Here is a 14,895-nt window from a genome sequence, read left to right as displayed (position 1 = left end):
TAACAAACTTGACTTGCAAAAGGCTTTCGTTCCTACATTATAGCAAAACGAAACGAGAGCCGCGAATTGGCAATCCGTTAACGAAACCGTAACCGATTCCTCTACTGCCTTGTTTCATTGACTATCCCGCGTGTGCCTTGTTGTTTGAAGGAATATAGCGCGTTATACAATGTCATGCCACCACGACTATGCCCGTAAAGTTCTAACCCCGTATTGCCATAACCATATATTAGATCTTTTGCTTCTTCTGTTGAATTGGTCAAACCCAAAAAGTTATTTTCCAGAAACTTCTAATAGCCTGCAACCATAAGTTCTGAGATGGCAGAATCGGCTTCTGGAAACACAACAAAATAAAGTGGTGCATTTTTATCCTTCGCATGTTGTACAACATACCCCGCTGCCCCCTCTGGTGAGGTAAAAATACCATTGAACAAAACATGCACCTTACCATCAGGGCCTGCTTGCAACTGCTGCTTTTCTTCTTCTGGCGTTAAATAATGAAACTTAGGGATTGGTTGTCCACGAGCGTCTGCGATATACTGCCCATTTTATCTGTCTTATAGATGATATGTCCCTGTTCATCACGGTCCACCACAGCGATGGGGTGTTCTTTGATAAACATGGTTTTATAAACTTCATCACTGTATTTAAACCCTTCTTCTAAGAGTTGTATTGCCATTTCACGGTTTTCATGAACGATTTGTTCCAGCTTATTAACATCGAGCTGTTGTAGAGCTTTATGGGCTGTAACGGTATCACGGTTAAGGGAGGCGATGGTTTGGTTTGCTCCCTGCCCTGTCAATGCCAGTTGCCCTGCTTCATTTGTCAGCACAATGGTGCCATCATAAATCGCAGATTTGGTGTATCCTTCCGCTGAATCTTTGGCTTTTGCATAATCTAAGATATTTTTAGCAGCATTTTTCGCGATTTTATATTTACCCTGATACACGGGACCACCCGTGGCAAAACTTAAACCTTGGCTGTTGGCTTGCGCATCTGCATGATTGACAATATCCGTGGTCGTAATAGTGCCTGTGGTCAGGCTGTTTTTTTCTGTCGGTGCTGTGCTGTCGATAATCCCCCCCCCAGTCAGGGTTGTTTAGTCCTTTACAGTAATACCAAAGCCCCCTTCACCGGCTTTAACACCTGATTGTTCCACAACACTACGATAATCGCTAGAGGATTGATCCTTTTGGGAAGAAGTACTAGTCGCCCCGGCATCAAAAATTTTGCTTCCACCAAACCCAACAGAAACTGATTTTTGCTTGCTAGAGGTTTGTCCTGTATCACTGAAGCTGGCAACGGTGAAATCACCACCAATCTCCACCTCTACACGATTTCCAGAAACCACAGCGCCCGCTAATGTGGTGTTTTCTCCACTGCTTGTGTGAACAGTATTGGTGCCCACAATGTGGCTGTTCTTCTGCTGAACAGCTTCACTAGAACTTTCTCCTTGATTAAACGAGGAGTTGCCCCTTGCCCCTGCACCACCTACACCATAATTGGTACCAACATTTACCGAAGTACTTTCAATATTATTTTCTGTGCTTTGTGTGTTTTGCACACTTTCAAAGGTGATATGCTGACCTGCTTCCAAACTGATATTCCCGCTCTATGCATCATTGTTATGCATCACACGAAGTAAACATAGACATAGTGGTTGACTTGATCAACGTGATGAAAATTTCAAAGCATTTTTAGCTCTAGGTGATAAGAAACCTCATGGTAAAAAACTGTTTGAGATTTATTCTTGTGATCTAAAAATCAATCGTGATGCTTGGACGTATAACTCAAGCCGTGAAGTTTTGAAAAAATATGAACAATATGATTGTTTTTTATAATATCGAAGTGAAACGTTTTGATGATGCTTATACACATACCGATAGTAAAGCACGTACAAGGGATGTAGATAGTTTTGTCAATTCCGATGACAGTAAAATCAGTTGGAGCTATAGTGTCAAACAACAGTTAATTAGAAGAAAAATTTTTGAATTTGAAGAGACATGTCTCACTCAGAGTTTGTATTGTCCTTTTACACAACAGTGGCTTTATTATAATCGTATTTTTAATGAACCAGTTTATCAAATGCCGCATATATTTCCTATGGGAAAAATAGTTGAAAATAGAGTCATAAAAATTGCTGCTGTAGGAGCAAGAGGTGGATTTTCTATCTTGATGACTAAAAATGTACCTGATGTGGGTATGATAAATAATAGCCAATGCTTTCCACGCTATATTTACGAAGATACTACGGTTTCAAAAAGTAAAAGTGAAAAACAATCCCATTTATTTACGAACTCTATAGAAAAAAGCAACAATGCTGGTTTACAATGACGTGATGCCATTACTGATGAAGGACTAGCACATTTTAAAGCGGCTTATCCTAATGAGACCGTAACAAAAGATGATTTGTTCTATTACGTTTACGGTTTACTTCATTCGGAAGATTATCGTGCCCGTTATGCTGATAATCTCTCTAAAGAACTGCCTCGTATCCCTTGTGTAAAGAGTGCTGATGATTTTTGGAAGTTTGTAACAACAGAGCGTGAACTGGATCATTTGTACATGAATTATGAAAACGTAGAGTCTTATCCAGTCACATTTAAAAAGGATAATCCAAAACAAACAGAGATCTCTCATCCCGAAAAGTTTTATTACGTAACTGAAATGAAATTCGCAAAAATTAAGAATAGTAAGGAAAAGGATAAAACCACAGTTATTTACAATAGCAATATCACAATAACAGATATCCCTCTTGAAGCTTATGAGTATATCGTCAATGGTAAACCCACTCTTGAATGGGTTATGGGGCGTCAATGTGTTAAGACGGATAAAAAGAGTGGTATTGTCAATGATACCAATTGCTATGCTATTGAAACCGTTGGCAGCCCTGCCTGCCCTCTAGAGTTGTTTCAAAGGGTTATTACCGTAAGTTTAGAAACAATGAAAATCGTGAAAAAACTACCAAAATTAGAAATAAGAGAAACTGAATAACTTATAAAGCATGGTCACATAATGGGTATAGGGTCTTATAAGTATACTCTATACCCCTTTATACATTGCTTACATACCATCTTAAAAGGAGTGTTTATATGCTTTATTCTAAAAGATAAGGCTTTATATTTTTAAACACTCTTATTTGGATTGTCTTTAAAAAATTATAGCGTAATCTAAAATGATAGCTTTATTGTTTTCAAAAGTTTTGTTTAAAGGGGAGTTATATATATTTATTTTTCTTATAGGTTTTGAAGGTTCTTAAAACTCTCAAAATGCCTTCAAAACCCTCGAAACTCATAACTATAATAACCTTGATAACATCTCCTATAAGTTACCAGCTATCTTTTGAAAGGCTTTAAAGAATCATATGCTTTTCATAAGACACGCTTTAATTACTCACTAAAAATATAATTTTGTCTTTTAAAAAGGACTGACACAACTGACAAAAGCCTATTAAAAGAGATTTTGCTAATCTCTATAATTATTAATCTCTTTTTAGATGTTTTCATAACAGTCTATAAATTACAATTATCATATATCCTACTTATCGTTTCTTTTATGAAAATGAAACATAACACCATGGCTATAAAGCATATAACAGCTATAGAAAATGCGTAAAAACAGCAAGGTTTTATAATCATAATGCAAATGAAAGCATTGGTTATAAAGACAGTTCCTATAAAAAGCTGTTAAGTTGCAAATATGTTATAAACAAAATTCACAAAAAAATTAAAATTCATTTAGTGAAAAAACTGATAGGTTATAAAGATAAAAATACGCATGATGAGAGCGTTTTTAAATATTATGAATGTATAGATTCAAACCATAACGCAATCATTTCATAAAGCCCATAATATGTAGCTTTAAACTCATATAAATATAAGGCTTTTAAATCTACTCTGTTATATAAACCCTATTTAAGGTTCTCTCAAAAGAGAAAATGCTCTTAAGAAAATGAAAAAATAATAAGCTTATAATTGCTTATAAAACATCAGCTTCAAACGTTTTTTATAAAAATCTCATTTTATGTTTCAAACGTTTAAACGTTGATTTAGAAAGATTCTCGTAAGTGTATTTTCACTTTTCATTAAAACCTAATTTCTTTAAAAATCAACCGGTCCAAATTTGAGCACTGTGCTTTAAACTGTAACTTTGAAAACATTTTTTGCTCGCTTGCTTGTGTTATGTCATTAAAAGGCTCTTAATTTCATAAGATATAACACTGTGATTTCCATTATCTGTTTATTTCCTACTCCGGTAAAAAAATACCGTGGTTTTAAAAGTGATCTTGTCTTTAAATTCTTTATACAATCTTTATAAATTAAACCTATAAGCTTATAACATTTTCAAACGATTACCCTCTAATAGGTAATAAAATATTGCTGTAGCATTTTTAGATTTTACGCTTCTCAATTTTGAGAACTGTAATTTTATGTTTTTATCATGTGGTTAACAATCCAATCTTTAAACGTATACAATTTATGTTATCGATAATTTCAAACAACTACATTTTAAACAATGTGATTTGTGCTGTGATAAAAACGTATCATAAAATTTATAAACTGTTATGAATGATATCGGCTTTTCATTTCATTTGAATGCACACATGCGTTATAATATTTGCATCATGATTTGCTTTTTATGGTCTATTCATACATGCCAATCTTATATAAAAAATGGTCAAATGAATCATGCATAAAAGGATGGATTCTTATAAAAAGAATTACACTCAACCTATTGACTTTATTGTATTTTTTATTATATCTTGGATAATCAAAAGAGGAGACTGACAACCTCAGTGTGAAGACTGATGGGAAAAAAGGTCAGCGGCCAGAATATCTACGCTGTATCGGGAAACACATATTTGACAATGAACTCTATTTTGAAGAAAAGAAAATCTTTTCACTCATATAAATTGCGTGAAATCCAAACCACAGCTCATAACTTTGCTTCTGTAGATGGCATAGAAGACGTCAAGCTCGTGGAATTACAATATGATTGGGGCGGTGAAATTGAGATTAGAAAATCTGAAAATCTTTTGGGTACCTTAATAAGGAAAAATGGGCTTGAGAGTACAAGCAAGGCAAATATTATTTACGCTAAATTTAGTGTCCGTTTTAAAGGTAGTAATACTCCGCGTAAGATTGGTATTCGTTCCGGAAACCAAGCAACATTTGGTAGAGACGAAGATAGCTTGATGATTGAAGACTGGATCAATGATCAGCAATTAATTATTCCAAAAAATCCCCCAAAAGAGGCATCACAATATGTGGAAAACACTGGCGAATCTGCCTCGGCATGAACATAACCATGCATTTTTAGTCAGGCATTTTGGTGAAACAGATATAATCAAATTGCTGTTTGATAGCACAACAGTTCTTGATGATAACCTTCATTACGAAAGTGGGGGTTGTTGCGGTAGGCGTATTTGTGAAATAGCCTAACGGCAAATTGCTAGCCGTGTACAATGATAATTCATCGAATTGTCCAGAATTAGTCATCTCAAATAACGACAGGTGGATATTTTCTCTAAACTTAAAGAAAATAGCCATCCTGATTGCTAATCTCACAAAAGGCATATCTGTTTTCAAAGATGTACAGACTATTGAGTGTTCCTCAAGCTGTATAAGATTTGGCTACTATATTCCTCGGAGCACCATTCGTTATCCAGTTTTCTTTGGAATCAATATTTACGATGGAGATCTGGAAGGCATAGTCAGCCATGTGACTGGACTTGATGAATCAGCCATTTTGCTTCTACCGTCCATTGAAACATTAGCCAAGCTAAAATTGATGCTATTCATGCCAAAAGGCTCAGATTTGATTGGATTACAAAATTTGCAAAGCGAGAATTGCTTGTTAGATACTGAAAAAGCTTCGCAGAGCTTTAACTCATTTTTTGAAGCTATAAAAGACCCTAATCCTGAAATAGAATGTAAGAAATTCTCTAGCCCATCAGGTGCTTCGTGGAATCAATTTACCTTTGAGTGACAAGAAGAACAACTTCTGAATGATGAGCGTACCCAAAAGGCCCATAAGAGAGAGAGGTAATCATTGTCACCTGTGGTGGTGAAACCCAACGCTATGAGCCAGCAGACCTTCATATGCTGAATAAGAAAACTAAAGAGCCAACTCTACAATGGATATCGCTTAAAAGCTGTATTCAAAATAAAGGTATTATAGGATGGACAGATCAGGCTGCCGCCGATAATATCAAATCACAAAAGAAGGAACTGATTAAGAAACTTAAAAAAGCTTTCCGGCAGTCCGATAATCCTATACCTTACATTAAGGAGGAGGGTTATAAGTACCGTTTTAACTGCAGACTTCCAGAAAACACGCTGTAAGTGCTAGGTATAGACTGCTGCGAGCTGGTCAATTGCCAAACCCTTGATTTCCCATGACTAAAAGCTCCGTACTTCATTTTTCCAAGTACGGTGTTTTTCAGGAAAGGGGCATATATAGGAGAAAAATTAGAGAAAAACGGGGTGTTTTTATAGAGAGGAAGTCAATTGCAAATAGCGAAAAAGCCCGCAAATGCTGGGCTTTTGAGGCTATGCCATATAAGGCATATGAAAGTTCGTTTTAGGTTAATGGCGGAGAGGAAGAGATTCGAACTCTCGAGAGCCTTTTGAGCCCTACTCCCTTAGCAGGGGAGCGCCTTCGACCACTCGGCCACCTCTCCAAGGGAGTGCATAAATGGTATCGACAAAAAGTTCAAGACATTTTCTATTTTTTTCAAAAATATCTAAGATTTTTCTTTTTTACCCATTCACTAGAACAAAAAATTAACAAAAAGAGAATTGTGCTCTTTTTACAACATTGCCTTAAATAGTGCATTAATATCCCCTAAAAAAGTTAATTTTATGTTTATATATTGAAAAAAGATGAGTATAGCTGGGATTATGAGTGCATATATTTTATTTTATCCTTACCGAGTTGAGGAAAAACTCTGTAAGGGAATTGAGTTACTTTTCGTTGGAGATTCATAATGAATATTAAATCCCTCTTTTTAAGTTCTGCAACAGCTTTTGTAGCAGTTTCTGGAACGCAAGCGGCCTCCTCTACAGCGATAGCAGAACCGGAACCTATTGAATATGTTCGTGTTTGCGATGCATATGGTAAAGGATATTTTTATATTCCTGGAACAGAAACCTGCATGCGCTTATCAGGGAATGTTCGTGCTGATTTAATAGGTGGTGATAACATCGATGCAAAAAACAATGCTGAATTGGATAAAAAAAGAAAAACCTACGGTTCATCATCACGTTTAACCCTTGTTTTTCAAACTGCTTCTGAAACAGAATTAGGAACACTTCGCTCTTATGCACGCATCTTCTCTAGTTGGGGAGATGGTAAAAATAGAGCTGGAGCAACGCTCGCAGCAGCTTATATTGAACTTGGTGGTTTTCGTGTAGGTCTTGATGATACTATATTCAACACCTGGACCGGTGGATACGGAAATGTTATCAATGATGATACTATAGCACCAGCAGGTACAACACGCACGAGTTTTGTCTCTTATACCTTTAGTGGTGATACCGGATTTTCCGCAATTATCGGAGCTGAATTAGGTAATGCTTATATCAATGACGCGTCAAGTGATGGCCTAGGTGACGGATTAACATATTACTATGTCAATAAAGATGATAAAATTGCCATTGTTTCTGACGATGATAAACCAAGTAAAAGAACAAAAGATTATACGCCTAATCTTGTTTTTGGTATAAAGTTTATGCAAAAATGGGGTGGTTTTTCAACGGTTGCAGCTTATGATGCTTATTATAAAAAATGGGCTGGTAAAGTGCGCATGGACTTTAATGTCAGTGACCGCTTAAACCTGTGGGCGATGGTTGGTTATAAAAACGGCGTTGATTACTACACAGAAGATAAGGATAACCGCGGTGAACTGGCACGAGAAAGTACAACGATTTATGCAAACTGGGGTGGTAAGTGGGCCGCTTGGGCTGGAGCGACTTACAAACTGACTTCAAAGGCAAATTTAAACGCTCAAGTCTCTTATAGCGCTGTAAAAGCCTTTGCAACGTCTGTAAATATTGCATACACGCTGGTTCCAGGATTTGTTATTACACCTGAGTTAACTTACGTTTCTTGGAATGATGATCGCACTTTTAAAGCAGTAGATGATCTTAAAAGCTATAAATATTCTCTGAATGGAAAAAGTGCGTTTCAAGGTATGATTCGTCTCCAACGTTCATTCTAATTCTTTTAGATTACACAAAAATATATACCGATAAAAACTGGCAATATATATTGCCAGTTTTTATCTTTTAAGCCACATGTGGTCATCATATCCTTGTCTCTTAGATATTTATTTTCTGCCAAATCTACTTTCTCTATTAAAAATATTCTAAAAAAATCAATAACTTACGTGCTTATAAGTATAGTTCACGCACTTTTCAGAGATCATTCAAATCATGAAGATCTTTATTATCAATAAATGTTTGATAAAATTGCGAAAATAGCTTTGAAAAAAATAAGATGGCTATAATTTTAAAGCATGAGACAATAATCGTAGAATGATTTTTAGTAAAATGAATAATACTGCGATAAACTACCAAAGTTCTTGATAATTTTAGTGTTTTTGAAACAGATGAAATACATATTCAAGCGAAAAAGCGGTATATTCTTCAAAGCTCTGAACACAGTTCACTATTTTACTATGTGTACTCTTTATCTTCTTTGATAATTTTTAAGATTTTCTTATACGCCACAAATGTAGAATCGCAATTCGTGTTTTTTATTTCATATCTATAGGAAAGCTTTTTATACACTTCTTTCCCAATAAAAATTTTCAAGCATTATATTTTAATTATATGAAACAACACATTTATCTATAAATATAATTCATCGCTTTACATCTTGAATCAGAAATTCGAGTAACGCAGGATCCTCTCATTCAAGACCATCCTCTGATACATCATAAATAGTGCTGACGTGGGGGTAAGAATACCTCTTATAAAGAATCTTAATGCAAAGGCTATTACAATACCTACAAACCAGAAAATATAATAATGATGTTGACTTGTAACAAGTGCACACAACATCTTAATTTTATATATACTGTTTAGATAAAAGTATAATATGTCTGATAGAGAGATAGAATTTAGGGTTTACCTCACAAAGCTATAGAGCTTTTGCATTTTTTATAAATATATCTCTATGTAAAATTTTTCTCTCAAACCATAAATGATTTACTTTCACACTTATTCAATCAGAAAAACTTAATACAACCTTTATAATAATATCCACAATGATCACTATATTTAAATGAATCAAAAAAGTGTGTGATAAAAAAGAAAAAAATTATACTTACTTTAAATTTCGTGAGAAACTTATGAAAGTCTTTTAAACTTTTTCTGTGATAAAACAGTCATCAATGGCATGAAGTCAATTAATTTGATGGAAAATACTTATCGACCAAAGCATAGATAATTGCTGCTGTTTCAATATCTAGAATTCCATCATAATTTTCTTGACGAAAATGAAGCTGAAATGCTCGGATTAATTGCTTATATCCAACTTCAGTGTATGCAATTGAAGTATCGTATCCATAACATTTCAACTTACCCAAAACGTCCACTTTGGATGGAAAACTCTTATAGAACTGTTTTTGATAATGATCCTTTACTTTATCATCATACCACGCCCCAATACCCGCCAAATAAAACTCTTTCCACGGGAAAGCAGCTCCTGGGTCACTCTTTCTACCAATGGCAATATCGCTATGTCCAACAACATCGGTTGGCGTAATATCTGGGTATCTCTGTAGAATATTGAGTGCAAGCTCCTTAACTGCATCAATCTGCTGTGAATTATAAGGAGGAAATGTAATATTTTCATTTTTGTCAGCTGTCATAACAGCCGTCTCAAACTGCAAAGCTGTAGAACACGCATGCCCTCCCTCACCCGATGAATGAATCTCATTCTTTAATTTATCTCCATCTTTATAAACTAGATTCAAAATCTGCCTATCTTTTACAGTTTTTTCAACATGCATATCCTCTAAAGAATTAGAATGATCATTTGCTAAATTAACGATTTCAATTCCAATGGATGTATCGTTCAAATTACTGTGCCCAGCCCATGCACTCACACCCGCGTGCCACGCACGCTCATTTTCATCCACCAGGTTAAAGATACGTAGATCCTTAAATCCTGCTTCAATATATGTCTTCTCTGTTGGATCAGGAACAAGATAGTGGACACTCACCTCTTCTCCTGTAAGAGCCATAACTGATGCTCTAAAATCAAGTGACGTATAATGCATCACAAGAAAACGAACACGACGATTAAAACTTTTAGTAGAACGATAACTGTTGTAATCAATCTGATACATAGAAACCCTTCCTTTTTACCTAGCTCACAAACCTTGCCACGCTTTACAACAGAAAACACACAAAATTAAGTATTGGAGAGCATTCTTACGATATTTTTTGGCAGTTCAATGACAGTTCAATTACCAAAGCGTGTTTATAATTTATCCTTCATGAACATATAAACAATTGAAACTTTTTCTGTGTAGCCTTACATAACCAAAATATTCTTTTAATATTTTTTCATAAAGGTATTCTGCCAACCTTTTCCTAAAATAGTGCAAACAACCTCTTCCTCAACGCTAAAAAAGATAAAGTTTATTACAAAAGGAGGTGATCCCACTCTAAAATTAAGAAATATTTTGAAAAATACCCATATTGTCACACTTATGAAAACCGGATCAATATCAATTTATTAAGATAAGACCCATTTTTTCCTTCTATATCGATATTATATGAAATATGAACAGCTTTTGCCTCCCCTTAGCCGCCTCTATTTCTTGTTCAAACAATTTTTGTTCTAAATATAAAGGCTAAGTATATCCTTAAAATTTTCATCTATGAGGACAACTTTTCCGCTGCCTACACATATATTTAGTCTAACTTACCACCAAAGACGGTTATCTGAGATATACCAATAACTACGCGTCTTTTTTCTACATATATAACAATAACACAAGTATAAATAAGAGAATATTCCTCAAAAACTTTTAAAAAATTCGATTTTACTTTGAGTGATGTGTCCTCCATATAAACAAAACTCCCCGCTGTATCACGGGAAGTTTTAAAATTATGACTTTATCACAAATATCTAATAACTTTTAGAAGGAAGACCGTTGTAAAAGTAAATAAAATCAACAGTTTTTAACTATATCAATCATAACTCTTCTCCGTTTTTATATAAGAAAAAAGAGTATATCCAATTATGATAAGTTTAATATTTGACACTTCATACAACACTCTAGACCTGCATAAAAATGATCTTACATTTCATAAGTATCTAAAAACGATAGCGAAGTCCGCCAGAAAAACGCGCTCCTGACAAACCAGCTTTGGTCAGCTGATGCTGATAGGTTACATCCCCATGAAAAGTAAATTTGGAAGACAATTGTGCATTAAAACCTAACCCAGCTTCTAGGGAAGAACCAAAAGCCCCTAGTTGAAAGGCATCTTTAAAGTGCACAGATTGTTTTCCTTTAAGACTATGAGAAAAATGAATCTTTCCATTAAAAGAAACAATTTGCCCTATTTTAGATGTAGAAAGAGTCTTTATTAAACGTCCTCCAACACGCATAAGCCACTGTTTAGGTTTTCCCATCTCAATATCAAAACCATCAATATCAGATGCTTTATCAAATTTCAAATTTTGATAAATAACCTGAACTTGTGGATCAAAAAGAAGTCCTTTATGCCCTGTCATAAACGACTTACCACTAACCAAGGAAGCACTTAAAGAATTTCCTTTCAGGGTTGCTGTCTTGCCTCTTGCAAGGGTAAGAACATCACCTTGGAACAAACCATAAGATAAAATACCGTCAATATAAAAACCTGCATCATGCTGCATACTACCATATGCTGCAGCTGTCCATTTATCAAAGGCACTTTTCTGGCTATATTCAACATCTACAGGCTGCAAAGAAAGCTTACCATAAGACCCCATAACCCCAAAAGAGACCGCAATATCAGCATTTTCAATGGTATCCAGCAGAGCACCTGTCTCTATAGCATTATAGTTAAAATCACCCCCATAACCATATTCAAAGGCAGATAAATCTGAACTGTAGCGATAACTTCCACCATAACCACGTAAAAATGAAGCAGGGTTTCCAGAAATTTCTAGCATCCCACTGAAAGTAGCACGCTGCATTTCCAACTGTTTGTTTTGATTGCTGATATCCATCAAACCAGCATGAAATATGCTGTTTGGTAAAAGCAGATAGGTTGGAACTTGTGGCACAACCGCCTTAACTTCTACCTCAGAATGAAGAACAGAATCACCAGTACCAGTTACAGGGTAATCATGTCCAGCACGAACTTCAGCAGAGCGCGTTACACGACGACGAGAATCAATATTCTGCAACTTAGATCGATATCGAGCAGAAACCTGCCTAATATATTCAGGCTCAAGTCGGAAATCCCAGAAGCCTTCAATACTATTAACCTGTTTTTGTTTAATCAGCTTATTTTCATGTTTTGCGTCACCATGAGCAGAATCTGGACCATAAGCACGAAGACGATATAGATAAGGCGAGCCTTTCAATGTTGCATAACCAATGGGAAGCTTAAAGGAATCTGCTGTTGCCTTTCCATAAACTTGAATAATGGAAACACTCTCAGAGTCTTTCCTTTCACCTTGGCTAAAGTGCTTTTTTTTCTCTGAATTAGGTAAACCCGATACGATATGCACTTTAGTTGTTCCATAGACATCACCATAGATTAAAAGTTTATCAGCCTTGATTCCCTTGTTTTGATCATCTGTCATAAAAGATGCATTGACAAGAAGGCGCACATCGCCATGTGCAACATAAGCATAATCCGAAGTATTACCATTCAACTCCCCTATATGAAGTGTTTGATAATAAGCATCTTTTGGTTTCTTAAAAACGATAGAACTATTAATAAGCCTTACAAATGAAATTGACGAATCCACAGACTGTACATTCTGCCGTTGATTGTTTTTTCTCGGTGCCACAGTCCATTGTGATTTATTCGATAGCTCAAGTTCAGCATAAGAATTTTCATCAACGTGCACTCCCCCGATAAGAGAAGAATTATTAGCCTCAACTCCTGCATACGAGTTATTTTTAACTTCTAATAATTGATCAGCAGAAATACGCGATTTCTCTGATACAGTAATATAAGGGAATCTCCTCGCATCATTCACATAAATAGCTGTACCATCTGGAACGTGAAAGTTAGTCTTCTTAAACTGAAATACCCCTAACTGAGAGATCATCTCACCTTGTTTATACTTATTTTCCGAAAAGCTTCCCTGAAGATGCAAACCATGAACCCTATGCCCCTTAATAACAATATTTGAATCTTCAAAAGAAACCTTAGACATTCCTTGCAACTGTAGCGAAGATTTATCACGAGAAAAGATGGCTGGTGAACTTTCACCCACTAAACCATGAACATAGCTAACATCAATCTTACCATTTTTAAAAACGAGAAAACCATCTTGCTGTACCCCCAAAACTGCTTGTTTTACCCCGTTATTACTCCTGCCTACCACTTTTTTTCCAGATCCAGTGACAGACACCTTATCTAAAACGGTAATTGCCTTTTGAGAAGCAATGACTTCTGATGTTATCAAACCAGATCTTTTCAATTGTAAGTTCTCATCAGTTTTTGAATTTGTTTTTTCCCCTTGTTTTATCACTATGTTAGAAGTCTTCATAATGACCATAGCTTGACCCGACGCTATCTCAAAATTATCCACATATGATACAGGAGCATTTCCAAGCGCATCACATGAATATGACTTAAAAAGAGAACCACACGAAGATTGAGAATCCTGCGCATAAGCATCTATATTGAATACGAAGGAAAAAACAGATGTTGTAAGAACACATAAACATACATGATTTTTTAAAATTTTAATCATAATCCGCTATAAACTTTCTTTTCTATTTTCATTAAAAAACAAAGAGACCCATCTCACGATTAATCTATTAGAAGCTGATCCGAATAATTTGTTTTGGATTTTATGTAAAGTAAAAAACAAAAAAATAACAAAATAAAGTCACGATTCGTATTTTTATTTCTGCAAAAATGCGGCTTAAAATAATCACTTCATATATCCTTCCAATATACTCTAGAAGAACTTATCTCTATAAGTGTAAGCAGGTAAAATTAGTACAAAGTGTAGTTTTTGGAAGCCGTTGTATACGCTCCAAATTTAACTTTGAAAATGACTCACAAAACAACAGAAAGAAAAAACCACAAGCATAGCTTGTGGTTGTTTCAAGACTTCACTCAAACTATAATGGCATTAGAAATGATAGCGTAACCCACCAAAAAAACTTATTCCGGAAAAACCAGCCTTAGTCAGTTTGTGCTGGTAAGCCAGATCACCCTGCAATGAAAACTTTTGAGAAAGTTTAGCATCAAATCCCAATCCAGCTTCTAAGGAAGAACCAAAAGAACCTAACTGGAATGCATCTTTGAAACGCACAGATTGTTCTCCTCCAAAACCATGTGTCAAATAAAGCTTACCATAGAAGGAAACAGTATTTGCTTCTTCAGATCCACTCGCTGTCTTCGTTAAACGACCACCAACACGTGCAACCCACTGATCAAGTTTACCCATATCAATGTCAAAGCCGTCAACATCATGGGACTGCTTAAACTGAAGATGCTGATAAACTATCTGAGCCTGTGGATCAAAGACAACACCTTCATATCCCGTTACAAATGTCTGACCACCGGTCAAAGAAACACTCAGAGGATTACCCTGCAATGTGGCTGTCTTACCCCGTGCAAGGGTGAGAACATCACCTTTAAACACACCATAAGAAACAAGACCATCGACATAGAAGCCTGCTTCATGCTGCATACT

At 35.5% G+C, this 14,895-nt stretch carries 9 protein-coding genes, 1 tRNA gene and 2 pseudogenes; 4 read left to right on the top strand and 8 right to left on the bottom strand.

Annotated features, from left to right (window positions below; all coding sequences use genetic code 11):
* From ABID23_RS07165 to ABID23_RS08230, 4 genes and pseudogenes are all read right to left on the bottom strand, one after another.
* Positions 1-108: pseudogene (locus tag ABID23_RS07165) on the bottom strand (glycoside hydrolase family protein); the annotation flags it as partial.
* A 182-nt stretch (positions 109-290) separates the two neighbouring features.
* Positions 291-467: a hypothetical protein gene (locus ABID23_RS08240; protein WP_354190708.1), complete on the bottom strand. Its 177-nt coding sequence runs from the start codon at positions 465-467 to the stop codon at positions 291-293.
* Positions 468-490: 23 nt separating this feature from the next.
* Positions 491-949, bottom strand: a complete 459-nt coding sequence (locus tag ABID23_RS08235) for a hypothetical protein (protein ID WP_354190706.1) — start codon at positions 947-949, stop codon at positions 491-493.
* 150 nt (positions 950-1,099) lie between these two features.
* Entirely contained in the window at positions 1,100-1,597 is a 498-nt protein-coding gene (locus ABID23_RS08230; protein WP_354190704.1) for a hemagglutinin repeat-containing protein, read from the bottom strand.
* A gap of 67 nt (positions 1,598-1,664) precedes the next feature.
* Between ABID23_RS08230 and ABID23_RS07145 the strand changes: the two are divergent.
* From ABID23_RS07145 to ABID23_RS07135, 3 genes and pseudogenes are all read left to right on the top strand, one after another.
* Positions 1,665-2,994 (top strand): annotated as a pseudogene (locus ABID23_RS07145) (type ISP restriction/modification enzyme); the annotation flags it as partial.
* Between the two features lie 1,813 nt (positions 2,995-4,807).
* Entirely contained in the window at positions 4,808-5,299 is a 492-nt protein-coding gene (locus ABID23_RS07140; RefSeq protein WP_354190702.1) for a hypothetical protein, read from the top strand.
* A gap of 158 nt (positions 5,300-5,457) precedes the next feature.
* Complete coding sequence (locus ABID23_RS07135; protein ID WP_354190700.1) at positions 5,458-5,988, top strand: hypothetical protein; 531 nt, start codon at positions 5,458-5,460, stop codon at positions 5,986-5,988.
* 603 nt (positions 5,989-6,591) lie between these two features.
* Here ABID23_RS07135 and ABID23_RS07130 read toward each other — a convergent pair.
* Positions 6,592-6,682 (bottom strand) — tRNA-Ser (locus ABID23_RS07130).
* Between the two features lie 306 nt (positions 6,683-6,988).
* On the opposite strand from ABID23_RS07130, the gene ABID23_RS07125 reads away from it, so the two are divergent.
* Positions 6,989-8,221, top strand: coding sequence for a porin (locus ABID23_RS07125; RefSeq protein WP_354190698.1), 1,233 nt, complete (start codon positions 6,989-6,991; stop codon positions 8,219-8,221).
* 1,191 nt (positions 8,222-9,412) lie between these two features.
* On the opposite strand, the gene ABID23_RS07120 is transcribed toward ABID23_RS07125, so the two are convergent.
* From ABID23_RS07120 to ABID23_RS07110, 3 genes are all read right to left on the bottom strand, one after another.
* Entirely contained in the window at positions 9,413-10,357 is a 945-nt protein-coding gene (locus ABID23_RS07120; RefSeq protein WP_354190696.1) for an N-acetylmuramoyl-L-alanine amidase, read from the bottom strand.
* A 977-nt stretch (positions 10,358-11,334) separates the two neighbouring features.
* Positions 11,335-13,941, bottom strand: a complete 2,607-nt coding sequence (locus ABID23_RS07115) for an autotransporter outer membrane beta-barrel domain-containing protein (protein WP_354190694.1) — start codon at positions 13,939-13,941, stop codon at positions 11,335-11,337.
* 387 nt (positions 13,942-14,328) lie between these two features.
* On the bottom strand, positions 14,329-14,895 hold a 567-nt coding region (locus ABID23_RS07110), incomplete at its 5' end, for an autotransporter outer membrane beta-barrel domain-containing protein (RefSeq protein WP_354190692.1).

This window comes from Bartonella silvatica (assembly GCF_040545155.1).
GTDB lineage: Bacteria > Pseudomonadota > Alphaproteobacteria > Rhizobiales > Rhizobiaceae > Bartonella > Bartonella silvatica.
Note: the sequence above shows the minus strand (reverse complement) of the source record. Positions and strands in the feature narration are given on the sequence as shown.

Excerpts from the sequence above, each read along its gene's own strand:
- ABID23_RS07120 (WP_354190696.1), bottom strand. The coding sequence starts at position 10,357 with ATGTATCAGATTGATTACAACAGTTATCGTTCTACTAAAAGTTTTAAT.
- ABID23_RS07115 (WP_354190694.1), bottom strand. The coding sequence starts at position 13,941 with ATGATTAAAATTTTAAAAAATCATGTATGTTTATGTGTTCTTACAACA.
- ABID23_RS07125 (WP_354190698.1), top strand. The coding sequence starts at position 6,989 with ATGAATATTAAATCCCTCTTTTTAAGTTCTGCAACAGCTTTTGTAGCA.
- ABID23_RS07140 (WP_354190702.1), top strand. The coding sequence starts at position 4,808 with ATGGGAAAAAAGGTCAGCGGCCAGAATATCTACGCTGTATCGGGAAAC.